Source organism: Streptomyces sp. NPDC004031 (genome assembly GCF_053604375.1).
In genome coordinates, this window is record NZ_JBSGHL010000047.1 from 47,076 (window position 1) to 68,290 (window position 21,215).

At 74.4% G+C, this 21,215-nt stretch carries 20 protein-coding genes and 1 pseudogene; 9 read left to right on the forward strand and 12 right to left on the reverse strand.

What is annotated here, in order from left to right:
• Positions 1–145: 145 nt before the first annotated feature.
• Genes ACWERV_RS26485 through ACWERV_RS26495 form a run of 3 tightly spaced genes read left to right on the forward strand, consistent with a single transcriptional unit; the run spans position 146 to position 3,169 of the window.
• Positions 146–1,171, forward strand: a complete 1,026-nt coding sequence (locus tag ACWERV_RS26485) for a FecCD family ABC transporter permease (protein WP_452937469.1) — start codon at positions 146–148, stop codon at positions 1,169–1,171.
• 2 nt (positions 1,172–1,173) lie between these two features.
• The gene (locus ACWERV_RS26490; protein WP_452937472.1) at positions 1,174–2,265 is read left to right on the forward strand and encodes a FecCD family ABC transporter permease; all 1,092 of its coding nucleotides are present in this window, start codon (positions 1,174–1,176) and stop codon (positions 2,263–2,265) included.
• Positions 2,266–2,269: 4 nt separating this feature from the next.
• Positions 2,270–3,169 (forward strand): ABC transporter ATP-binding protein, encoded by a 900-nt coding sequence (locus ACWERV_RS26495; RefSeq protein WP_452937474.1) that lies wholly within the window; start codon positions 2,270–2,272, stop codon positions 3,167–3,169.
• A gap of 45 nt (positions 3,170–3,214) precedes the next feature.
• On the opposite strand, the gene ACWERV_RS26500 is transcribed toward ACWERV_RS26495, so the two are convergent.
• Positions 3,215–4,168 carry a methionyl-tRNA formyltransferase gene (locus ACWERV_RS26500; RefSeq protein WP_452937477.1) on the reverse strand — a complete coding sequence of 318 codons (954 nt, stop codon included), beginning with the start codon at positions 4,166–4,168 and terminating at the stop codon, positions 3,215–3,217.
• A gap of 100 nt (positions 4,169–4,268) precedes the next feature.
• Here ACWERV_RS26500 and ACWERV_RS26505 point away from each other — a divergent pair, with 100 nt between their 5' ends.
• Entirely contained in the window at positions 4,269–5,576 is a 1,308-nt protein-coding gene (locus tag ACWERV_RS26505) for a lysine N(6)-hydroxylase/L-ornithine N(5)-oxygenase family protein (RefSeq protein WP_452937520.1), read from the forward strand.
• A 52-nt stretch (positions 5,577–5,628) separates the two neighbouring features.
• On the opposite strand, the gene ACWERV_RS26510 is transcribed toward ACWERV_RS26505, so the two are convergent.
• Positions 5,629–7,113 (reverse strand): glycoside hydrolase family 76 protein, encoded by a 1,485-nt coding sequence (locus ACWERV_RS26510; RefSeq protein WP_452937480.1) that lies wholly within the window; start codon positions 7,111–7,113, stop codon positions 5,629–5,631.
• Between the two features lie 259 nt (positions 7,114–7,372).
• On the opposite strand from ACWERV_RS26510, the gene ACWERV_RS26515 reads away from it, so the two are divergent.
• Positions 7,373–7,714 (forward strand): YciI family protein, encoded by a 342-nt coding sequence (locus ACWERV_RS26515; protein ID WP_398183920.1) that lies wholly within the window; start codon positions 7,373–7,375, stop codon positions 7,712–7,714.
• On the opposite strand, the gene ACWERV_RS26520 is transcribed toward ACWERV_RS26515, so the two are convergent.
• Positions 7,692–8,273 (reverse strand): phosphoribosyltransferase family protein, encoded by a 582-nt coding sequence (locus ACWERV_RS26520; RefSeq protein ID WP_452937483.1) that lies wholly within the window; start codon positions 8,271–8,273, stop codon positions 7,692–7,694. The two genes, ACWERV_RS26515 and ACWERV_RS26520, sit on opposite strands and share 23 nt — an antisense overlap.
• 86 nt (positions 8,274–8,359) lie before the next feature.
• Here ACWERV_RS26520 and ACWERV_RS26525 point away from each other — a divergent pair, with 86 nt between their 5' ends.
• The gene (locus tag ACWERV_RS26525; RefSeq protein ID WP_452937486.1) at positions 8,360–9,070 is read left to right on the forward strand and encodes a 2'-5' RNA ligase family protein; all 711 of its coding nucleotides are present in this window, start codon (positions 8,360–8,362) and stop codon (positions 9,068–9,070) included.
• Positions 9,071–9,973: 903 nt separating this feature from the next.
• Here ACWERV_RS26525 and ACWERV_RS26530 read toward each other — a convergent pair.
• Positions 9,974–10,966, reverse strand: coding sequence for an aldo/keto reductase (locus ACWERV_RS26530; protein ID WP_452937489.1), 993 nt, complete (start codon positions 10,964–10,966; stop codon positions 9,974–9,976).
• Positions 10,967–11,087: 121 nt separating this feature from the next.
• Between ACWERV_RS26530 and ACWERV_RS26535 the strand changes: the two genes are divergently transcribed.
• Complete coding sequence (locus tag ACWERV_RS26535) at positions 11,088–11,690, forward strand: TetR/AcrR family transcriptional regulator (RefSeq protein ID WP_452937492.1); 603 nt, start codon at positions 11,088–11,090, stop codon at positions 11,688–11,690.
• An 875-nt stretch (positions 11,691–12,565) separates the two neighbouring features.
• Here ACWERV_RS26535 and ACWERV_RS26540 read toward each other — a convergent pair.
• From ACWERV_RS26540 to ACWERV_RS26575, 8 genes and pseudogenes are all read right to left on the reverse strand, one after another.
• Positions 12,566–12,892, reverse strand: a pseudogene (locus tag ACWERV_RS26540) (helix-turn-helix domain-containing protein); the annotation flags it as partial.
• 190 nt (positions 12,893–13,082) lie between these two features.
• Positions 13,083–13,619, reverse strand: coding sequence for an NUDIX domain-containing protein (locus ACWERV_RS26545; protein WP_452937493.1), 537 nt, complete (start codon positions 13,617–13,619; stop codon positions 13,083–13,085).
• Positions 13,620–13,634: 15 nt separating this feature from the next.
• Complete coding sequence (locus tag ACWERV_RS26550) at positions 13,635–14,063, reverse strand: NUDIX hydrolase (RefSeq protein WP_452937495.1); 429 nt, start codon at positions 14,061–14,063, stop codon at positions 13,635–13,637.
• A 275-nt stretch (positions 14,064–14,338) separates the two neighbouring features.
• Positions 14,339–15,628: a PP2C family protein-serine/threonine phosphatase gene (locus ACWERV_RS26555; protein ID WP_452937498.1), complete on the reverse strand. Its 1,290-nt coding sequence runs from the start codon at positions 15,626–15,628 to the stop codon at positions 14,339–14,341.
• A 107-nt stretch (positions 15,629–15,735) separates the two neighbouring features.
• Complete coding sequence (locus ACWERV_RS26560) at positions 15,736–16,671, reverse strand: Rieske 2Fe-2S domain-containing protein (protein WP_452937501.1); 936 nt, start codon at positions 16,669–16,671, stop codon at positions 15,736–15,738.
• A 312-nt stretch (positions 16,672–16,983) separates the two neighbouring features.
• Positions 16,984–17,166, reverse strand: a complete 183-nt coding sequence (locus ACWERV_RS26565; RefSeq protein ID WP_452937503.1) for a hypothetical protein — start codon at positions 17,164–17,166, stop codon at positions 16,984–16,986.
• 206 nt (positions 17,167–17,372) lie between these two features.
• On the reverse strand, positions 17,373–18,974 hold the full coding sequence (locus ACWERV_RS26570) for a phytoene desaturase family protein (protein ID WP_452937505.1): 1,602 nt from the start codon (positions 18,972–18,974) through the stop codon (positions 17,373–17,375).
• Positions 18,967–19,437 (reverse strand): SRPBCC family protein, encoded by a 471-nt coding sequence (locus ACWERV_RS26575; RefSeq protein ID WP_452937508.1) that lies wholly within the window; start codon positions 19,435–19,437, stop codon positions 18,967–18,969. Before ACWERV_RS26575 ends, ACWERV_RS26570 begins: the two co-directional genes overlap by 8 nt.
• 233 nt (positions 19,438–19,670) lie before the next feature.
• Between ACWERV_RS26575 and ACWERV_RS26580 the strand changes: the two genes are divergently transcribed.
• Both ACWERV_RS26580 and ACWERV_RS26585 read left to right on the forward strand, forming a co-directional pair.
• Positions 19,671–20,861: a zinc-dependent alcohol dehydrogenase gene (locus ACWERV_RS26580; RefSeq protein ID WP_452937511.1), complete on the forward strand. Its 1,191-nt coding sequence runs from the start codon at positions 19,671–19,673 to the stop codon at positions 20,859–20,861.
• 55 nt (positions 20,862–20,916) lie between these two features.
• Positions 20,917–21,165 (forward strand): DUF6479 family protein, encoded by a 249-nt coding sequence (locus ACWERV_RS26585; RefSeq protein WP_452937514.1) that lies wholly within the window; start codon positions 20,917–20,919, stop codon positions 21,163–21,165.
• Positions 21,166–21,215: the final 50 nt, after the last annotated feature.

The window sequence follows — 21,215 nt, forward strand, 5'->3', positions numbered from 1 at the left end:
ATAGCCTTACTTAACAGGCCCCCTCGGTGCGGACCTGCTCCGGCACAGCAACTGAGGTTAAGCTCACCTAACCTGCATCCCGGGGCTGTTCCCGCAGCCCACCGTCACAGCGCATGGAGACCGGCAAGTGGTTCAAGTGGCTCATGTGGCCCCAGGCAGACGACTTCGCACCACGGTGCTGGTGACGGTGCTCGTCGCCCTGCTCCTCCTCCTGTCCCTGCTGTCCGTCGCGCTGGGCGCGCTCAGCATCCCGCTCGGCCAGGTCGCCGGAGCGCTGTCCGGCCACCCGCCCGACCGCCTGGTGGACAACGTCATCTGGTCGGTACGGGTCCCGCGCACCCTGACCGGCCTGTGCACCGGGGCCGCGCTCGGACTGTCCGGCGCGCTGATGCAGGCGCTGACCCGCAACCCCCTCGCCGACCCCGGCATCCTCGGGGTCAGCGCCGGAGCGTCCTTCGCGATCGTCCTGGCGGTCGCGGTGTTCGGGGTCGCCTCGCTCTACGGCTATGTGTGGTTCGCCTTCGGCGGGGCGCTGGTCGCGAGCGTCCTGGTCTTCCTGCTGGGGCGGATGGGCCGGTCCGGGGCGACCCCGGTCAAGCTGGCACTCGCCGGAGTGGGCGTCACCTCGCTGCTGTCGTCGCTGACCAGCGCCGTTGTGCTCACCGACCAGGACGCGCTGGACCGCTACCGCTTCTGGTCGGCGGGCACGCTGGCCGACGTGGATTCGGGCGACCTGCTGCGGGTCGCGCCCTTCCTCGCCGTCGGCGCCGTCCTCGCGCTGTCCTGCGCGCCCATGCTCAACTCCCTCGCCCTCGGCGACGACGTGGCCGCCTCGCTGGGGCGGCGGCTCGGACTGATACGGCTGCAGGGCGTCACCGCGGTCATGCTGCTGACCGGCGCGTCGGTCGCGGTCATCGGGCCGGTGGTCTTCCTCGGCCTGGTGGTGCCGCACATCGCCCGGGTCCTGGCCCAGGCCGCCGGGATCGGCCCCGACCACCGCTGGCTGCTGCCGCTGTCGGCCGCCCTCGCGCCCGTCCTGCTGCTGTCCGCCGACATCCTGGGCCGGATGGTGGACCGCCCCACCGAGATCCAGGCGGGCGTCCTGGTCGCCTTCCTCGGCGGGCCGTTCTTCATCGTCCTGGTCCGCCGCCGCAAGCTCGCGGAGGTGTGACGATGTCCCTGCGCTCCTCCCCCGCCGCCTCCTCCACGGCCCGCCGCGCGGCCCTGCGCGACCGGCCCTTCCGGCTGGCCGTGCCGCCGGTGTCCGGGGTGCTGCGCCCCCGCCTGGTGCTGACCGGCGCGGCCATGGCCGCCGCGGCGTTCCTGCTGTTCTGCTGGGGTCTGGCCCTCGGCGACTACCCGGTGTCCCTGCCGGACGTCGTCAAGGCGCTGTTCGGCGCCGGCGACCCCGGCACCCTGACCGTCGTCCGCGATCTGCGGCTGCCGCGCGCCCTGGTCGGGCTGCTGGTCGGCGTGGCGTTCGGCGTCTCGGGCGCGGTCTTCCAGACGATGACCCGCAACCCGCTGGCCAGCCCCGACATGATCGGCCTCACCGAGGGCGCCGGCACCGCCGTGGTGGCCGCGCTGGTCCTGGGCTGGACCGGGGGCCTGGGCCTGTCGACGCTGGGCCTGCTCGGGGCGCTCGCGACCGCGCTGCTGGTGTACGCGCTGGCGTGGAAGGGCGGGGCCACCGGCTACCGCATCATCCTGGTCGGCATCGGCGTGTCGTGGATCTGCACCAGCGCCACCGACTTCCTGGTGGCGCGCGGCAACCGCTTCGAGGCGCAGGAGGCGATGGGCTGGCTCGTCGGCAACCTCAACGGCCGCACCTGGGGCCAGGTGGACTCGCTCGCCGTCGCGCTGGCCGTGCTGCTGCCCGTCACCTTGGGCATGGGCCGCTGGATGCGCACCCTGCAACTGGGCGACGACGTGGCCGCCGGACTCGGCACGCCCGTGCAGCGCGTCCGGCTCGCCCTGCTGCTGGCCGCGGTGGGCCTGGTCGCCTTCGGCACGGCCGCGGCCGGACCGGTGGCCTTCGTGGCGCTGGCCTGCCCGCAGATCGCCCAGCGGCTGGCGGGCACCTCGGCGCCGCCCCCGCTCGTCTCCGGTCTCACCGGCGCGTCCGTCGTCCTCGGCTCCGACCTCCTCGCGCGCGAGGCGATCCACGGGACGGAACTGCCGGTCGGGATCGTCACCGGCGCCCTGGGCGCGCCGGTCCTGCTGTGGCTGCTCATCCGCGCCAACCGCGCGGGCTCTGGAGGCTGATCCCATGTCGACCACCGACTCCCGCGCACCGCGCCCGTCCGCCGGTCCCGCCGGCGCCGCGAAGGCGGCGGAACCGCCGCCGGGCCCGCGGCTGCAGGCCAGGCAGCTGCACCTCGCCTACGACGGCCGGCCCGTGGTGGAGGACCTGGACCTCACCGTGCCGACCGGGCGGATCACCGCGGTCGTCGGCGCCAACGCGTGCGGCAAGTCGACGCTGCTGCGGGCGCTGGCCCGGCTGCTCGCCCCGCGCGCGGGCGCCGTGGAGCTGGACGGCACCGCGCTGCGCTCGATACCGACCCGCGAACTGGCCCGCAGCCTCGGCATCCTGCCGCAGACCCCGGTGGCGCCCGAGGGGCTGACCGTGGGCGACCTGGTGGGCCGGGGCCGCGCACCGCACCAGACGTGGTGGCGGCAGTGGTCCGCGAAGGACGAGGAGGCGGTGCGCGCCGCGCTCGCGGCCACCGACCTCACCGAGCTGGTGGACCGGCCGGTGGACGAACTCTCCGGCGGCCAGCGGCAGCGCGCCTGGATCGCCATGGCCGTCGCCCAGGGCACCCCGGTGCTGCTGCTGGACGAGCCGACGACGTATCTCGACCTCGCCCACCAGATCGACGTGCTGGACCTGATCACCGATCTCAACCGGCGCGAGGGCCGTACCGTGGTGATGGTGCTGCACGACCTCAACCAGGCCTGCCGGTACGCCGACCATGTGATCGCCATGAAGTCCGGCCGGATCGTCGCGGAGGGCGCGCCGGGCGAGGTCGTCACCGAGGCCACCGTCGAGGACGTCTTCGGGCTGCGCTGCCGGGTCGTCCCCGACCCGGTCAGCGGCACCCCGCTGGTCATTCCGATGGGCCGGCACCACGACGACACGAACGCGCCCGCGGCGGCCGGAACGGCCTGACGGGGCGGCGGGGGCCCGGCGGCTGCCGGGCCTCCGCCGGGACCGCTACGGGCGGGACGTCAGATAGCCGCCCATGGTGCGGAAGTAGTCGGCCGCCGCGTGCTCGGCGCCGTCCTCGGTGCGCACCCGGCGCACCAGCAGACCCCGCTCGCGCCCGCTGTACGCGTCGGCGCCCGCGACGACGACCACGCCGTCGCCCTCCCGGATGAAGATCCGGCCGGGGGTGCCGCCGTAACGGCCCTCAGAGACGCCCGCGGAGACGATCCTCAGCCGCTCCCCGCGGTGGAAGGCGTACGCGTTGGGGTACGGGTCGGACTGGGCGCGTACCAGCCGCTCCAGGCGCTCGGCGGGCCAGGTCCAGTCGATGCGGCTGTCCTCGGCGGCGCGCTTGTGGAAGAAGCTGGCACGGGCGGGGTCCTGCGGCATCCACTGCCCGGCCGCCGCGCCCGAGGCGATCAGGCCGAGCGACTCGTGCACGAGGGGCGCGATCAGGTCCACGGTGCGGTGGAAGAGGTCGGTCGCGGTGTCGGCGGGCCCGACCGGCACCGCGCGCTGCACCAGGATGTCGCCCGCGTCGAGCCGTTCGGTCATGCGGTGCGCGGTCACGCCGACGCGCTCCTCGCCGTTGATCAGCGCCCAGATGAGGGGCGAGAAGCCGGCGTAGGCCGGCAGCAGCGAGTCGTGGATGTTGAGGGTGCCGTGCGGCGGCAGGTCGTACAGCTCCGGCGGCAGCCAGGTCCGCCAGTTGTTCGCCACGATGATGTCCGGGCGCGACTCCCGTACGGCCGCGAGCAGTTCGGCGTCGTCGGGGCGGTTGCGGAGCAGCACCGGCACGCCGTGCTTCGCGGCCAGTTCGGCCACGTTGTCGTCCCAGATCTTCTCGTAGGCGTGCTCGCTCTTCGGATGGGTGATGACCAGGACCACCTCGTGTGCGGAGTCCAGCAGCGCCTGAAGCGTGCGGTGACCCCACGTCTGGTAACCGAGCATGACGACCCGCATGACAGTTGTTCCCCTCCGAAGGCTCCATTGCTAGGTAAGGCTTACCTTATCTAGCATGGCCCTGCCTGAGGGAGGCGATACCGAAGTGAAGTCACCGCACATGGGTCCCGACGTCGTCCACGACATCATCGGCGTAGGGTTCGGCCCGTCAAATCTCGCTCTGTCCATCGCGGTTGAGGAGCACAACGCGGGGCTCACAGCAGCAGACCGCCGGCTCGACGCGCTCTTCCTGGAACGCCAGCCGCGCTTCGGCTGGCACCGGGGGATGCTCATCGACGACGCCACGATGCAGGTGTCCTTTCTCAAGGACCTCGTCACCCTGCGCAATCCGACCAGCGACTACAGCTTCCTGTGCTTCCTGCACGAGCGGGGCAGGCTGATCGACTTCCTGAACCAGAAGACGCTCTTCCCGCTGCGGATGGAGTTCCACGAGTACTTCGAGTGGGCCGCCGCCCGGGTCGCGCACCTGGTCGCCTACGGCAGCGAGGTGACCGGGGTGGTCCCGGTGCGGGACGGAGACGGGCACGTGGCCTGCTTCGACGTCACCAGCCGCGGCGCCGGTGGAACCGGACCGGCCGTCACGCACCGCACCCGCAACGTCAGCGTCGCCGCGGGCCTGGAGCCGCACGTGCCGCCGGGGCTGGAGCTGACCGACCGCGTCTGGCACAACAGCCAGCTGATACCGCGGGCCGCGGAACTCGCCGCCGCCGGCGGCCCGGTCCGGCGCGTGGTGGTGCTCGGCGCGGGCCAGAGCGCCGCCGAGGCGGTGGACTACCTGCACCGCACCTTCCCCGACGCGGAGGTGTGCTCGGTCTTCACCAAGTACGGCTACACCCCGGCCGACGACAGCCCGTTCGCGAACCGGATCTTCGATCCCGAAGCGGTCGACGTCTACTTCTCGGCGCCCTCCGAGGTCAAGCAGTCGCTGCTGGACTACCACCGCTCCACCAACTACTCGGTGGTGGACATGGAGCTGATCGAGGCGCTGTACGCCACCGCCTACCGGCAGAAGGTGGCCGGCCGCGAGCGGCTGCGCTTCCTCAACGTCTCCCGCATCCGCGGTGTCGAGCCGGGCGACGGCGGCCTCGACGTCACGGTGGAGTACCTGCCCACCGGTGAACGGCAGGTGCTGGCGGCCGACGTGCTCGTCCTCGCCACCGGCTACCGCCCCCGCGACCTGACGGCGCTGCTCGGCGAGGCCGCCAAGCTCTGCCTGCGCACCGACGGGGACGCCGTCCGGGTCGGCCGGGACCACCGGGTCGCGACGCTGCCGGAGGTCAGCGCGGGCATCTACCTCCAGGGCGGCACCGAGCACAGCCACGGCCTGACCAGCACGCTGCTGTCGACCGTGGCGGTGCGGGCGGAGGAGATCCACCGCTCGGTGCTGGCCGGCACCGGGGCCGTCTGACCCGTTCCGGCGCGCCCCGCCGCCGGGCGGGGCGCGCCGGTCCCGCGGTACGTCAGCCGGCCGCGTTCAGCAGGTCCAGGACGCTCTGCTGGCAGCCGTAGTCGCTGCTGCCCGCGCCTCCGGCCCAGTGCGGGCCGTACTGGTCGAGGGCGTTGCGGTCGTGGGCGTAGGCGGAGTCGGCCCAGGTGTTCAGCACACCGCTGTAGGGGCGGCCGGACAGGGCGGTGTTCAGCTTGCCCAGGCCCCGTACGTAGGCGCCCTTGAAGCTGGGGCCGTCGCCGGTGCAGGAGTCGCCCTCGCCGGGCTCGCGCAGCACCCCGTTCTGCGCGAGCCGTACGGTGGAGGCGTCGGCGAGGGTGCGGGCGGTGGTCAGCAGCCCGGTGTCGCCGGTGGCGCGGGACAGTTCGGTGAGCCCGCCGAGGATCACCCCCTGGTTGTACGTCCAGGTGGTCTGGCCGTTGTTGGCGCACGCGCCCGTGAGGCCGTCGTTGATCATGTGGTCGCCGTTGATCATCCCGCTGCCCTGGAACCACGCCCACTCCGCCCGCGCCCGCCCCAGGTAGGCGGTGTCGCCCGCGATACGGTTGTGCAGGGCCGCGGTGAGCTGGAGGTACAGCTCGTTGGTGACGGCGTTCTTGTACGACCGGGCCTGGCTCCACCACACACCGCCGCCGCAGGTGCCGTCCCAGTAGGCGGTCATGTGGTCGGCGTCGGCGCGGGCGGTGGCCAGATAGCGGCTGTCGCCCGTCAGGTCGTAGGCGTCGACCCAGGCCAGTCCCCACCAGCCGGTGTCGTCCAGGTAGTCGTTGGTGAAGTTGCCCTGCTGGGCGCCGAGGTTGGCGTCGTACGTCTCGGAGACCGCGTAGCGGTAGCTGGGCATGCCGGAGACCCGGACGTTGTCGATGATCGCGGTCAGCGCGTTCGCGCCGGTCCACCAGCCGTTGCCGCCGAAGAGCTTGGTGCCGCGGTCGAACGACGCCATCAGCGCGGTCGCGGCGGCCGTCCGGCGGTCCCAGGCGTTCCAGGTGGTGCGCGCCCACTGCGTGCAGGCGATGTCGGGGCGGTCGCCGGCCTTGCCGCAGGCGCGCAGCGCGCCGACGCCCTCGGTGTTCCAGTCGTCGACGTTGTACATGAGGGTGCGCCAGCCGCGCTGCCCGGTGGGCGTGGTGGTGTCGCCGAGCTTGCTGCCCGAGCTCCAGGTGCGCCCGCCGTCGAAGGAGCGGTCCAGCCACACCTCGTCGCCGGGGTTGCCGTTGTCGACGGACGCCCAGCCCATCGCGTCGGCGTCGTCGAAGTGCAGGGTGAGGGTGCGGGAGAAGATGCTCGCGGTGACCGGCTGCCGGTCCTGGGTGCTCAGCGCGGGGTCGCGGGCGTCGCAGTAGGCGTTGCAGATGGTGGCCGCCGCCGCGGCCGCCGTACCGGTGGGGGCGGACGCGGCGGGCGGGCTCGCCGCGTGGACGCCGGAGGCGCCGAGCAGCAGCGCGGCGAGCGCCGCCGTCAGGGCGGTCAGCGGGGACCGCAGGAGGTGCAGACGCATGATGACCTTTCAGGTCTGGTCGACGGTGGGGTCCGCCGCGGGGTTCCGCCGGTCGGACAACGTTGTCGACAGGGAGGGGGATCCTGAAAGCAACAGATGCCACCAGAAGCGAACTGCGAACGCCGGGCGCTGTCAATGCGATGGGCCCGGCAGGTACGGACCAGTGGTCCGGCGGCGGTCCGGCGCCGTGCGCGTTCTCGCGGGGACCGCCGTCGTAGGGTGGGCGCGAACCGGAGGCCCGACGGCGAGGGAGCCATCGATGACGCGGTATCTGATCTCGTTCGACGACGGTGCGATGGACGGCATCACCGAGGAGGAGCTGCCCGCCGTGTCCGAGGCCACGCACGCGGTGGTGCGCGAGGCGCAGGCCGCCGGGGTGTGGGTCTTCGGCGGCGGGCTGCTGAGGCAGCGGGCGAGCGTGGTGGCCACCGACGGTACGGTCGCGGACGGCCCCTTCCCGGAGACCAAGGCCGTCCTCGGCGGCTTCTCCGTCATCGACGTGCCCTCGCGCGAGGAGGCCCTGCGGTGGGCCGCCGGGTTCGCCGCCTCGTGCCGCTGCGCGCAGGAGGTCCGGGAGATCATGGACGACCCGGACGTCTGACGGGAGGCGGGCGGCGGCCGTGCAGGGTGCCGTCCGGCGGGAGTTCGGCGGCGGTCAGGATCGAGCGGACGGGCCCGAGGGCCGCGTGCCCGGCGGGCGGGAGCTGATCGACGACGACGCTGCACCCGGCCCATTCCGCGCCGCACCCGGCGGCCAGCGCACGGACGGCGGCGGCCTGACTGCCCGTCTCGATCCAGTCGTCGACCAGCAGCACCCGGTCGCCGGGGGCGAGCGCGGCGCGCTGGAGGCGCAGGACATGCTGCCGGCCCCGGTAGTCCGGGGCCGTGCGGCGCTCGGCCTTCGGCCCCGGAAAGAGCGCCTCGCCCTTGCGGACGGCCACGAACCCGACGCCCAGCGCCACCGCGGCCGCCCCGCCGAGCAGGAAGCCGCGCGACTCGACCCCGCACACCGCGGTGACCCCGGCGTCGCGGAAGGGCTCGACGAGGGCGCCGACGACCGCGCCGAGCGCGGCGGCGTCCCGGAAGACGGCCCAGACGTCGGCGTGCCCGCCGCTCCACGCGAAGTGCCGCGTCACGAGGTCGCGCGCGCTGTCGGTCACGCCCCGCAGTCTCGGCCCAGCCGGTCCCCCCGCTCAACCGGATATCGGAAGCCCCGGCGGGGCGGGGCGTGGCAGGATGCGGCGCCATGGCGGACGGCGGAACACAGGACGCAACGGACGACGCGGCGAAGGGCGCCGCGCACGGCGGGGCGGGCGGCGGGGCGGGCGGCGCGCACAGTGCCGCACGCGGCGGGGCCCTCGCCGCGGCGGACGGTGCCACTCACGGCGGCGCGGACGGCCCCGCGCACGACGCGGCGGTCGGCGGTGCGCACGGCGGGGGCTTCCGGGTGGGGCAGACCGCGCTCGTCGTGCGGGTTCCGGAGGCGGATCCGGCGGTGGGCGGGTGGCGGGAGCGCTACGATCCCTCGGCCCGCGCCGGGGTGCCCGCCCACGTCACGGTGCTCGTGCCCTTCCTCGACGGGAACCGCCTCGACCGCGCGACCCGCGCCGACCTCGCGGCGCTCCTCGCCGGCCGGCCCGCCTTCGACGTGGCGTTCCGTCGCTGCGGCCGCTTCCCCGGGGTGCTGTACCTCGTTCCCGAGCCGGACGGGCCGCTGGCCGAGCTGAGCGTGGCGGTCGCCGCGCGCTGGCCGGAAGCGCCCCCGTACGGCGGGCGGTTCGCCGGTGTCGTCCCGCATCTGACGGTCGCCGACGGCCAGGACGAGGCGGTCCTGGCGGACGTCGAGGCCGCGCTCGCCGCCCGGCTGCCCGTCGCCTCGCGCGTCCGTGCGGTGGACCTGATGGCCTTCGACGGCACGCGCTGGCACCTGCGGGAGTCGTTCCCGCTCGGCCGCTGAACCGGCGGTCCGTCAGCCCAGCAGCTCCAGCGGCCGGGCCGCCTGCCGGTCGGCGGTGCCGGGCGGGTTGCGGGGGTCGTCCGGGTCGTCCTGGGGGAGCACGAAGAGGGGGTTGTGGAACATCGGCACGAGGCGGTCTCCGAGGTGACCAGCCTCCTCGCGCCCGGTGACGCACGTCGTTGACCGGAGGGCCGCGCGTCCGGCTGTCCGAGTGCCGGTGAGGGTGATCGCGACCACGGTACCGAGGCTCCGCGCTGCGGTTTTGAGGGACTGTTGACGTCGTCTGCGGAGAAGGGAGGCCACCAGGAGGTCGCGCCTTCCTCGGCCGGGCCACGCAGGGCGGTGCTGCGGGGGCGGCGGGCAGTGACCATGGCAGCGCCGGCCTGTGCTGCGCCGTTCGCCGTGAACCGGTAGTAGCGGCGGGCAGGCCGCTTTCCCAGGTGGGGGTCGATGTCCTCCTTGCGGGAGGTGGGCCACGCCTCGGTCTTCAGCCGCAGCAGGACTGGGTGGGTGGTGCCGGGCATGAGTCCGGTCAGTTCTGACAGTTCCCGCCCATGGAGTTCGCGGGCGGGGGCACGTAGCAGCGCCAGCAGCACCAACTGGGCGAAGAACCCCGGCGGGCGGACCGCGCAGACCGGTTTCCCAACCCGCGCGCAGACCGCCGCGGCGAAGGGCTCACGCCGGGACAGCATGCGGACGACGTCGTGGGCGCGTACCGCGCCGGCGAGGATGGAACGGGTGATCCGCAGGATGTCCTCCCCGTGACGCTCGATCCGGGCCAGGTCTACCCGGCCGCGGGCCGCGTCCTGGAAGGCCCCCGCGCGGACAGGCCTCCTCCCGTGATCGCTTCCTGTCCGCGGAGTGTTCGTCCCCGATGAGGGCGTCCCGTTAACGAGCCGGCCTTCACCAGGCGTACGCCTCGGGAGCGGGCCTGGCGCCGTTGGGTGCGGGAGAAGGGAAGATCTCGTCCAGCTTGGCGAGAGTGTCGCCGTCGAGGGTGATCTGCAGTGCGCGCAGCGTTCCGTCGAGTTGCCCGGCTGTCCGTGGCCCGACGATCGGCCCGGTCACCCCGTCCTGCGCGAGCAGCCACGCCAGTCCGACGTGGGCGGGGTCCTGGCCGATCTCGGCGCACAACTTCTCGTATGCCTCGACGGCTTCTCGCTGCTCGGCGAAGGCGGCGGCCCAGATTCCGGAGCCGCTGCGGACGGCGAGCCCTGCACGCTGCTTGCGCAGGACACCGCTGAGCATTCCGCCGTGCAGCGGCGAGTACGGGATCACTCCCAGCCCGTAGTGCCGTGCGGCGGGCAGCACCTCCAGCTCGGCCCAGCGGGTCATGAGGTTGTAGATCGACTGCTCGCTGACCAGTCCGAGGAAGTGCCGCGACCGCGCGGCCTCCTGCGCCTGCGCGATGTGCCAGCGGGCGAAGTTGGACGAGCCGAAGTAGAGGACCTTGCCCTGCTGCCGCAGGACGCTGAATGCCTCCCAGATCTCTTCCCACGGCGTTCTCCGGTCGATGTGGTGCATCTGGAATAGGTCGATGTAGTCGGTCTGCAGCCGTTTCAGTGACGCGTCGACCGCGTGGCGGATGTGCAGCGCGGACAGCCCGTTCTCGTTGGGCCCGTCCCCCACCGCTTGGTAGGCCTTGGTGGCGAGGACGGTCTTGTCGCGCCGGCCGCCGCCCTGGGTGAACCACCGGCCGAGGATCTGCTCGGTGAGGCCATCGCCTTGCTGTACGCCGTAGGAGTCGGCCGTGTCGAAGAAGTTGATGCCGTACTCGTGCGCACGGTCCATGATCGCGTGACTGTCCTCTTCGGACGTTCGCGACCCGAAGTTCATGGTGCCGAGGACGAGTCGGGACACCGAGAGGCCGCTGCGGCCGAGGCGGGTGTACTCCACGTGTTCCAAGCCTTCCAGGAGGTATCTCCAGTCGCATCAAGCGGGACGCAGTGAAGCTACAACTTGCTACATCGGTGATGCAACTCTGTGATGAACGGTGACGCTGCCGTATGCTTTCTCCATGAAGACGCAGAGGCAGTCGGCACCCGCCAGCAGTCGGCCGCTGCGCGCGGACGCCGAGCGGACGATGACGGCGATCCTCGAGGCGGCCGAACGCACCCTCAGTCGCGACCCCGCGGCCACGATGGAACAGATCGCTGAAGCCGCCGGTGTCGCCCGCACCACCGTGCACCGGCGCTTCGCCACCCGCGAAGCGCTCATCGACGCCCTGGCCATGTGGGCCACCGAGCGGTTCGCCGCGGCGGTAGGCGCCGCCCACCCGGACACGGCTCCGCCGCTGGTCGCCCTCTACCAGACGACGGCGAACGTCCTCAGCATCAAGGTCAGCTGGGGATTTGCGATGAGCCATGCCTCCTCGGTCAACCCGGAGGTGGCGCGCGTCCACGGCGATGTACGGGACACGTGCGAACAGCTGTTCCGCCGGGCCCGGGAGGCAGGCGTCCTGCGCGCCGACGTCGACATTCCCTGGACCCGTCGCGTCTACTACGCCCTCATCCACGAGGCCGCACAGAACAAGAACGAGCAGGACACCGACGCCCTCGCGATGCTCGTCGTGGACACACTGCTCCGCGGCGCGGGCACCCCACACCCCGACCGTCTGTGACGCCGCCGGTTGCGGACAGCTCCGGTGTACTCCTCAGGATTCCACCTTCACGGGGTCGGTGTCGGCAGCCTGCTCCGGTAGCACCCGTGCGGAGTCCGCGCAGCGCATCGCGGTTTTCCCGTCGAGCCCGAACACCTCGGCGAGACGGAGTGGGTCAGGCCCCTTGACCATGGCCTCTTCGAGCCGGCGGTCGACGCGGAGTCGCTCCGGGTCGCGTCCTGGCCGCGCATCGCGGCGCTGATCCAGTGGTTGCCGGCGCGGCTGGTCCTCGTGGCGGTCTCCTGGTGGCCGTGCAGTGTCTTGACGTCGGTGAGGACGTCGTCGCGGGTTGCTTCGCGCAGGTGGTCGTAGGGGTTCGACCATCCCGGCAGAGCCGGGCGGACCCGGTTGAGGTAGAGCCAGACCGTGCCTTCCCGTCGCGGGCGGCTGCGGGGGCCGGCGTCGCGCAGGACGCGGGACCAGCGCTCGGCCTCCGAGCGGATGCCGGGTGCGCGACCCTCCAGCCTCTCGACGAGCCGGCGTTCGAAGGAGGGTTCGCCGTCATCTTCGAAGATCCCCATGTCGTCCATGACCGTGACGGCGTGGCCGACCGGCACGTCCAGGGCCCGGGTAGCTGCCGCCAGCCGGGATCCGGGCGCCAGGCCGGTGCAGGAGACGGCTTGCTCGGGGCCCTCCGCCGCCCTCCGCGCCTCGGTGCCGAGGGGGTCGGTTTTCTGCGGTAGTGCATTCCGACGAAGAACAGCTGGTGATGCCGGACGGCGGCGAGCCGCTCCCGCACGTCCGTCTCCTCCGCGGGATGGCCGGCGACGGCCTTCGCGCTGAGGCGAGCCCGGCACCAGCACAGACGGCAGTAGTCCCACTTCAGCGGCTGGATGCGGCGGCAGCGACCGGCCGTCCCGGCGCTTGGGGATCACCTTCGGTGCGGCGGTTCCCGCGCCGACCACGACCCGTTCGGTCTCCTCTGCCCGGCCGGGGCGGGGGACCTTCCCGGGTTCGGAGATCGACAGGTCACCGATCTCGCAGCCGAGGACCCCACAGATGACGTCGAGGTCCTCCAGCGTGAGCGAGACCGGCCGGCCAGACCACAGCCCGGACATCTTGCCGGCCGAGATCACCAAGCCGTGCCCGGCCAGGCTCCGCTGGAGCTCGGACGCCTTCCAGATAGCCTTGTCCGCGGCGGTCAGCCGCAGGTTCCACCTCAACGGGCCAGTCCTTCCAGCCACTTCGCGGCCCGTTCCCTCCCGGCGGCCCAGGCGTCCTCGACCCGGGTCTGCTGCACGTGGATCTACCGCATGGCCGTAGCGTTCGGCGCGCCCCTCGCCCCGGGCAGGAAGCGCTTGGTCACGCGGTCCCCCGCGACCTCGACGGCGTGGGTGCTCCAGCGGGCGGACGTCACCGGCGGACGTCCGGCCCGCCGCCGGACTCCGCGGGCGGGCGGCCGTCCTCCAGGTCCACGGTGATCCCGGTGCGGCGGGCGGCCAGGGCGGCGCGGACGCGGCGCAGGAGCAGTCCGCCGAGGTGGTCGGGCAGGGCCTCGGGCGCGACGAAGCGGTGGTCGGTCAGCTCGTCGGCGGGGAGGCGGACGGCCGCCTGCTGGGCGTCCGTCAGCCGGCCGCCGTCGAAGACGTACATCACGCCGGGCGTCGGGCGGTCGCCCGCCGGGGGCACGAAGTCGACGCACAGCAGGCGTCCGGGCTCCACGTCGAGGCCGATCTCCTCGCGTGCCTCGCGGCGCGCCGCGGCCCGGGGTGTCTCACCGGCCCCCATGGCCCCGCCGGGGATCGCCCAGCGCGGCTCGCAGGCGGGTTTGACCAGCAACACCTCCCCCGCCGCGTTGCCGAACAGCAGCGCGGCGCCGACGGAGACCGGCGGGCGGGACGCGTAGGAGGCTTCGGGGCTCAGGGGGTGCGGGGCGGCGGGCTGCGGCATGCAGCTGAGGGTACGTCAGCGGGCGGGCACGCCGAGCAGCCGGACGGCGTCGGCGGCGGGCGGGGAGAGGTCGGCCTCGCGCAGCCCGGTCAGCGGGATCCAGGCGGCCGCGTCGGTGGTGCCGTCGGTCTCGGTCACGGTCGGCGGTGTCCCGCCGAGCTCCACGGCGTAGAAGAGGGCGGTCAGGTGCCAGTCCACGCCGAATCTGCTCGCCGCGTAGGTGCGGGCGTCGAGCAGCCGGGCGGTGGTGAGGTCCAGGCCCGTCTCCTCGTGCAGTTCGCGGGTGAGGGCCTCGACGGGCTGCTCGCCCGGGTCGATGCCGCCGCCGGGGAGGTGCCACAGGCCGGGGGCGAAGACGGGCGAGGTGGCGGCGAGGCGGGCCAGCAGCAGGTGGCCGTCGCGCGGCGCGACGGCGTAGGCGGAGACCCGGGTGCGTACGCTCATGCTCGCGCCCCGAGGGCGGTGTTTCTCGGTCGGCCGGTCATGGCGCAGAAGCGTAACCGGGGGCGGGGTTGCCACAACTGACGGGGGGCGTGAGCTGCGGCGTGTCCGGCGCCGCCCGGGAGTCCGGCCCGGTACGTGCGGGCACCTCCGCGGGGTACTCCGACGTCATCGGCCCCGTCGTCGAGGCGCCCCGGTGGGGTGGTGTCGGGCCGTCACCAGAACGTCCTGACGCACGCGGCACCGCGGCGGCCGGACGGCCACGACGTACCCGCAGCTCAGGGCATCCGCACGGCCAGCAGCGCGATGTCGTCGTCCGCGTCGGCGCCCATGCCGTGAAGCAGTTGCCCGACGAAGGCCTCCACCGGTTCTCCGGCGCGGGAGGCGGCCTCGCGGCGCAGCCGGGTCATGCCGCGGTCGAGCACCTCGCCGCGCCGCTCGACGAGGCCGTCGGTGTAGAGCAGCAGGGTGGAGCCCGCGGGGAGCGCGGTCCGGTGCTCGGTGCGCGCGATCTCGACGCTGACGCCGAGCGGCAGCCCGCCGGAGGCGTCGAGGTGGCGGCTGTCGCCGTCGGCGGTCACCAGCAGCGGCGGCGGGTGCCCGGCCCGCGACCACTCGACCTCCCAGGGTCCGCCCGCTTCCCCCTTGAGCAGGGCGTACACGCAGGTGGCGGTGGTGCCCGGGTGCAGGGTGTGGCTCGCGCGGTCGAGCCGGGAGAGGATCTTCCCGGCCGGTTCCTGCCGGTCGCAGGCCACGCCGCGCAGCATGTTGCGCAGCTGGCTCATCATGACCGTGGCCTGGAGGTCGTGCCCGGTGACGTCGCCGATGATCAGCGCGATGTCGCCCTGCGGCAGCACGAAGCAGTCGTACCAGTCGCCGCCGACCTCGGCGGTCGTCTGCGAGGGCTGGTAGCCCGCGGCGATGCGCAGCGGGTCGATGCCGGGCAGCGGCGGCAGCAGCGAGCGCTGGAGCCGTTCGGCGATGCGCTGGGTCTCGCGGTGCAGCCGGTAGTTGTCCAGGCTCAGCCCGATGCGGTGGGCGAGGTCCTCCACCAGCGGCAGGTGCTCGGGCCGGAACTGCTCCCGCCCGGCGCCCCGCCCGAGCATGAGCACCCCCAGCACCTCCTTGCGCACCAGCAGCGGCGCGACGAGCAGCGTCTCGGTGTCGAAGCGGTCGTACGGCGCCGGTTCGCGCTCCTGCGCCCCGCCGGGCTCGCCGGGGGACGGGAATTCCGCGCGCGGCACCAGCAGCGGCCCCTCGCCGTGCAGCGCCCTGGCGAGCGGGCCGCGGCCCGAGGGCAGGGCGACGGGCAGCGCGTAGGAGGAGTCGCCGACGCCCGCGTCGGCGAGCCCGGCCGGGTCGCGGTGCACCACCGCGACCTCGCGGACCTTTCCGTCGTCGACCGCGTGCACGGCGCACCAGTCCCCCAGCTGCGGCACCAGTGTGCGGGCCACCCGGCGCATCCCGGCGTCCGCGTCCAGCGTGCTGGCCAGCGCCGTGGTGGCCGCGGACAGCAGCGCCAGCCGGTCGAGCGCGTCCTTGAGGGCCCGGCCCGTCTCGTCGTCCATGTCCAGCACCTGCTCCCGTGCCGTCCGGCACCGGCCTGCGCCTACCCCGGGCGGGCCGGTCGAAGCGCCGCCGCGTACGGGCCTCGGTCCGGCCCGCGGCGGTGCGGTCAGTGCGCGGCCGGCGGCGGGGTGCGCAGCCGTACCTGCAGTTCGCCGTCCCGGACCCGGGTGTCGAAGACGGGCTGGGGGGCGGTGGCCGGGCCGGCGGCGTTCCAGCCGTCGGCCAGCCGGAAGGCGCTGCCGTGCCAGGGGCAGCGCAGGCAGCCGTCCTCGACGCGCCCCTGCGACAGCGGGCCCCCGTCGTGGCTGCACAGGTCGGCGAGCGCGGCGCAGGAGCCGTCGGCGCCCCGGACCACGGCGAGTGCGACGTCGCCCACCGTCCGCTGGACGGGGCGCCCGTGCGGCAGGTCGTCGACGCGGCCCACCGTGTGCCAGCCGGGCGGCACCCGGCGGGCCACGGCCTCGGCGTGGTTGGCGCCGGACGCCTGGCGGTAGGCCATGTGGCCGCCCGCGGCCGCGGCGACGCCCACCGAGCACAGCCCGGCGAACGCGTAGGCGCGCCCGCGGACGGGGTGGCCGGACAGCCGCGCGGCGAGCGAGGCGGCGTACCAGGCGACGGCGGCGCAGTTCAGCGTGGCGTGCAGCAGCCCGACCCGGGCCTGCTCGGGTTCCAGCTCGGCCCAGTCGACGAGTCCGGCCGCGGCGGCGGGCGCCGCGCCGCACAGTCCCACGGCGACGAGCAGCCTGGCGGCCCGGCCCCTGCCGGGCATCCAGTCCAGCAGCGCGGCGGACGTCCACGCCCCGACCGGCAGCTCCACCATGACGGGGTGCAGGGGATGGCCCAGCCACCGGCCGTGCAGGGCGTCCCGGCCACCGCCGAGCGGGACCGACCGCACGGCCCGCCGCAGCAGCTCCGCGGGGGCGTCCAGCGCCTCGGCCCGCTCGACACGGCCCATCAGCGCGAGGACCCGCCCGGGTCCCTGCGGATCCGGCAGCGCCCGGCGGAGCAGCTCCGCCGCCCGTCCGGTCTTTCCTCGCTTCACCCGCGGTCACCTCTTCCCGGCTGTCCGTCCGACCGTCGCACACCACCGCCGCGGCGGCCCGTCCACCGCCGCCGCCCGGACGAAGGGCCGGTGGGGCGGGCGCCGGGAAGGACGGCACCGCGGCCGCGCTGCTTCCCGTCCTGCTGCGGCGGTGGCCCTCTCCGGTTTCGGCTCCGCCCCGGAGGCCTCGGGGGGGGTCGCCGCCGTGGTCCTCGTCGTCCGGCTGCCCGGTTCCGCCGTCCGGGCGGCGGAGGGCGGGGGACGCCGTCGCCGGTACCGGTGGTGACCTTCGGCGAGGGCCCCGCGGTCGCGTCACCGGACGGGACGCCGTGGGGCCTTCCCGCGCCCGCGGGCGGTCCGGGGCCGCGCGCCGCCGGGTTCGGCGCGCCGCTCGCGCGGCTCGTCCGAGCGCGGGCCGCCCTGCCCCGCGAGGTCGGGGGTGCCCACCCGCGGCGGGAGGTCGGGGGTCATGTGGGTGTCGTCGGAGCTGTCCACTGCCGCCTCCTCGCCGTTCACCGGTCCCGGCGGCCGGGCCGCGCGGGAGTGCGGGAGGGGGCGTCGGGGTTGTCCTCGTGAGTGGTGCCGGGCATACGGGGTCTCCTCCGTGGTCGTGGGTTCGGGGTTCTCATGGGTCGTGGGCTGGCGGGGTCCCGCCCGTGCGCGGCGCGCACGGGCAGCGGGCGCTGCCCGTCGGCCGCGGCTCATCCGCCCGCCAGTCCGCGCTGGGCGCGGCTGAGCAGGGTGTTCACCGGGGGCAGCGACAGGGCCGCGCGGGCGGCGTTGGCGCCGGGGGCGCCGTGCACCGCGCCGCCGGGGTGGGCGGAGGACGAGGCCAGGAAGAGGCCGCGTACGGGTGTCTCCGGGCGGCCGAGGCCGGGGACGGGGCGGAAGACCAGTTGCTGGTGGAGCGCGGTGGTGCCGCCGTTGACCGCGCCGCCCTGGAGCGCCGCGTCCCGTTCCTGGAGGGTGGGGGGCGCGAGGATCCGCCGGGCGCGGACGAGGGCGCGGAAGCCCGGTGCGTAGCGTTCGACGTGGCGCTCGATCCGGTCGGCCATGGCGTCGCGCTCGCGCTCGTCCCAGCTGCCGGTGAGGCCGTCGCCGCCCGCGTCGCCCGCGACGGTCTGCGGTACGTGCGTGTAGGCCCAGGCGGATTCGGTCCCGGCCGGGGAGCGGGTCGGGTCGGCGGTGGTCATCTGGCCGAAGAGGGCGAAGGGGTGGTCCGGTACCCGGCGGGTGGCCAGGTGCGCCGCGAAGCGCGTCAGGTCGTCCACGCCGTCGGCCAGGTGCAGTGTCCCCGCGCCGTGGGCGGGCGGGGCCGTCCAGGGCACCGGCCCGTCGAGCGCCCAGTCCACCTTGAAGGTGGAGAAGTCCCACTGGAAGGTCCGCAGCTGCCGCAGCAGCCCGGCGGGCAGGTCCGCGGGCCGCAGCATGCCCGCGTACAGCAGCGGCGCCGGGACGGCGGCCAGCACCGCGCGGCGGGCGGGCACCTCCTCGCCGCTCGCCGTCCGCACCGCGACCGCGCGGCCGGAGCGCACCACGACCTCGGCGACGCGCTCGCCGCAGCGCACCGAGCCGCCGTGCCGCTCCAGCCGCCCGGCCAGCGCGGTGGCGAGCACGCCCGCGCCGCCGACGGGCACGGGGAAGCCGACGTCCTGGCCGAGCATCGACATCAGCCACCCGAAGGCGCCGCCGGCCGCGCTCTCCGGGGCGAGGTCGGCGTGCAGGGCGTTGCCCGCGAGCAGCAGCCGGCCGCCTTCGCCCGCGAACTGCTCCTCGGCCAGCCGGCGGGCGGGCAGCAGCATCATCCGTGCGAAGCGCAGGCCGTCCGCCGCCCGCAGCCGCGCCGCCAGCCGGGCGCCGGCCCGTAGCGGCGGGAAGGGGGTGAACAGGGAGTCCAGCAGGCTGCCGCCGAGGCGCTGCCACAGCGCGTACCACTCGTGCCAGGCCGCGCCGTCGCCCGCCGCGAAGGAGTCGACGCTCCCGGCCGTGGCGTCCGGGTCGCGGGAGAGGACCGCGCAGCGGCCGTCGGGGAGCGGGTGGGCGAGGGCGGCGGGCGCGTGGCTCCAGCGCAGCCCCTCCTTCTCCAGCTCCAGCGCGTGCAGGACGGGCGAGGCGGCGGCCATGGGGTAGAAGGCGCTGAAGACGTCGGTCACGAAGTCGGGGTCCACGGCCCGGTCGCTGCGGACGGCGCCGCCCGGCTCGTCCTGCGCCTCCAGGACCTCGACGCTCCATCCCGCGTCGGCGAGCACGTTCGCGGCGACCAGGCCGTTGGGACCGGCGCCGACGACGACGGCGTCAGCCACGGCGGTCACCGCCCCCGGCCGGCGCTCCCCCGCTCCGGTCCTCGACGACCTGGGCGAGGCGGCCCAGCATGCGGCGGTGCCGCCAGTGCAGGATCGCGTCCACGGCCGCGTTGTGCGCGCTGCCCGCGACGCCGGTCAGCGGGTGCTCGTCCACGATGACCAGGCTGTCCTTCCCCCACGGGCGGACCTCGATGTCGACGCGGGCGGTGCCCAGCGCGCCGCTGTCGATCTCCAGCGCGAGCCGGGAGGGCCGGTGCTGCTCGCGTACCACCGTGCTGCCGCTCAGCGACCAGGGGCCGAGCCTGACGTCGTACTCCAGGCTCGCGCCCTCCTGCGGCCAGTCGCCGCTGCCGCCGTGCGACGCGGACGTCCCTGCGACCCAGTCGGCGTAGGCGTCGCGGTCGGCGAGCACCTTCCACACGTCCTCGCGGGGGCGTCTGACGAGCTGGTGGCGTACGGCCATGTCCGGCCTCCTGGGGTACGGGGCGGGCGGCCGTCTTCCGCGGTCGCGCTCGGGTGTCCCACAAAGGCGTGTTTCCGCCTATTTCGCCGCAAAACACCATGGCGCGGCCCGTTTCGCGGTGGACATTCAGGGCACCCGCAACGGTGGCCGCCCGATTCCGGGAACGTCCCGGTGCGGCCGGAGAGCGCGAGGCAGGGACGCCGGAAGGACACCCGAAGGGCAGGTGCAGACGTATGCGCGCCACCGTGTGGCACGGCAAGCGGGACGTCCGGGTGGAGCACGTCCCCGATCCACGGATCGAGGAGGACACCGACGCCGTCATCCGCATCACCTCGTCCGGGCTGTGCGGATCGGACCTGCACCTGTACGAGGTGCTGACACCGTTCATGACACCCGGCGACATCCTCGGGCACGAGCCCATGGGCATCGTGGAGGAGACCGGCCCGGCGGTCGGCAACCTCAAACCCGGCGACCGTGTCGTCGTCCCCTTCCAGATCGCCTGCGGCACGTGCTGGATGTGCTCGCGCGGCCTGTTCACGCAGTGCGAGACCACCCAGGTCACCGAGCACGGCATGGGCGCGCGGCTGTTCGGCTACACCAAGCTGTACGGGGCGGTGCCCGGCGCCCAGGCGGAGTACCTGCGCGTCCCGCAGGCCCAGTTCGGCCCCGTCAAGGTGCCGCACGGCCCGGACGACGACCGCTTCGTCTACCTCTCGGACGTGCTGCCGACCGCGTGGCAGGCGGTGCGGTACGCCGACGTGCCGAAGGGCGGCAGCGTCGCGGTGCTGGGCCTCGGCCCGATCGGCGCGATGTCCTGCCGGATCGCGAAGCACCTGGGCGCCGGCACGGTCATCGGCGTCGACCTGGTGCCCGAGCGGCTGGAGCGCGCCCGCGCGGACGGCGCGACCGTCCTCGACCTGCGCGAGTACGACTCGCGCGACGAGCTGACCGACGCCGTCAAGGACCTCACCGACGGGCGCGGCCCGGACGCGGTCGTGGACGCCGTCGGCACCGAGGCGCACGGCAGCCAGGCCGCCCGGATCGCCCAGACCGCGGCGGGCATGCTGCCCGCGGCGTGGGCGGAGAAGCTCATGCAGGTCGCCGGAATCGACCGGATGGCCGCGCTGGACCTGGCCATCGCCCTGGTGCGGCGCGGCGGCACGATCTCGGTCAGCGGCGTCTACGGCGGCGCGGCCGACCCGATGCCGCTGCTGACCATGTTCGACAAGCAGGTCCAGCTGCGCATGGGGCAGGCCAACGTCCGCCGCTGGACGGACGACATCCTGCCGCTGCTCACCGACGACGACCCGCTGGGCGTGGACGGCTTCGCCACGCACCACGTGCCGCTCGACGAGGCGCCGGACGCCTACGCCACCTTCCAGAAGAAGGAAGACGGCGCCATCAAGATGCTCTTCCGGCCGTGACCGGGAGCGGATCCGCCGTGCGCGCGGATTGGACTTGCGAGGGAGGCGGATTTCCGTGATCACAGCAGTGCGGCAGACCACCGAGCTGGCGTCGTCGAGCATCACCGCGTGGGCGGTGGTCTTCGGCATCGTCATCGTCGGCGTGCTGATGCTCGCGTTCTGGTGGGGCGCCCGCGCTCTCCAGCGCCGGCGCGGCCCCGTACGCGGGCCGCAGCCGCGGGCCGGGTCGTGGCACGAGCCGCAGGAGGGCGAGACCCACCATTCGGCCCGAGCGGCCCGCGCCCGCGACGACGACCAGGGCTGACGCCCGCCCGCGCAAGTCCGCCGCCAAGAAGGCCACCCCCCTCGTGCAAC

Bases quoted from the DNA above. Each gene is read 5' to 3' on its own strand.
- ACWERV_RS26550 (WP_452937495.1), bottom strand. From the start codon at position 14,063: ATGAGCGTACGCACCCGGGTCTCCGCCTACGCCGTCGCGCCGCGCGAC.
- ACWERV_RS26495 (WP_452937474.1), top strand. From the start codon at position 2,270: ATGTCGACCACCGACTCCCGCGCACCGCGCCCGTCCGCCGGTCCCGCC.
- ACWERV_RS26515 (WP_398183920.1), top strand. From the start codon at position 7,373: ATGACGCGGTATCTGATCTCGTTCGACGACGGTGCGATGGACGGCATC.
- ACWERV_RS26510 (WP_452937480.1), bottom strand. From the start codon at position 7,113: ATGCGTCTGCACCTCCTGCGGTCCCCGCTGACCGCCCTGACGGCGGCG.
- ACWERV_RS26505 (WP_452937520.1), top strand. From the start codon at position 4,269: ATGGGTCCCGACGTCGTCCACGACATCATCGGCGTAGGGTTCGGCCCG.
- ACWERV_RS26535 (WP_452937492.1), top strand. From the start codon at position 11,088: ATGAAGACGCAGAGGCAGTCGGCACCCGCCAGCAGTCGGCCGCTGCGC.
- ACWERV_RS26545 (WP_452937493.1), bottom strand. From the start codon at position 13,619: ATGCCGCAGCCCGCCGCCCCGCACCCCCTGAGCCCCGAAGCCTCCTAC.
- ACWERV_RS26525 (WP_452937486.1), top strand. From the start codon at position 8,360: ATGGCGGACGGCGGAACACAGGACGCAACGGACGACGCGGCGAAGGGC.
- ACWERV_RS26575 (WP_452937508.1), bottom strand. From the start codon at position 19,437: ATGGCCGTACGCCACCAGCTCGTCAGACGCCCCCGCGAGGACGTGTGG.
- ACWERV_RS26500 (WP_452937477.1), bottom strand. From the start codon at position 4,168: ATGCGGGTCGTCATGCTCGGTTACCAGACGTGGGGTCACCGCACGCTT.
- ACWERV_RS26555 (WP_452937498.1), bottom strand. From the start codon at position 15,628: ATGGACGACGAGACGGGCCGGGCCCTCAAGGACGCGCTCGACCGGCTG.
- ACWERV_RS26580 (WP_452937511.1), top strand. From the start codon at position 19,671: ATGCGCGCCACCGTGTGGCACGGCAAGCGGGACGTCCGGGTGGAGCAC.
- ACWERV_RS26490 (WP_452937472.1), top strand. From the start codon at position 1,174: ATGTCCCTGCGCTCCTCCCCCGCCGCCTCCTCCACGGCCCGCCGCGCG.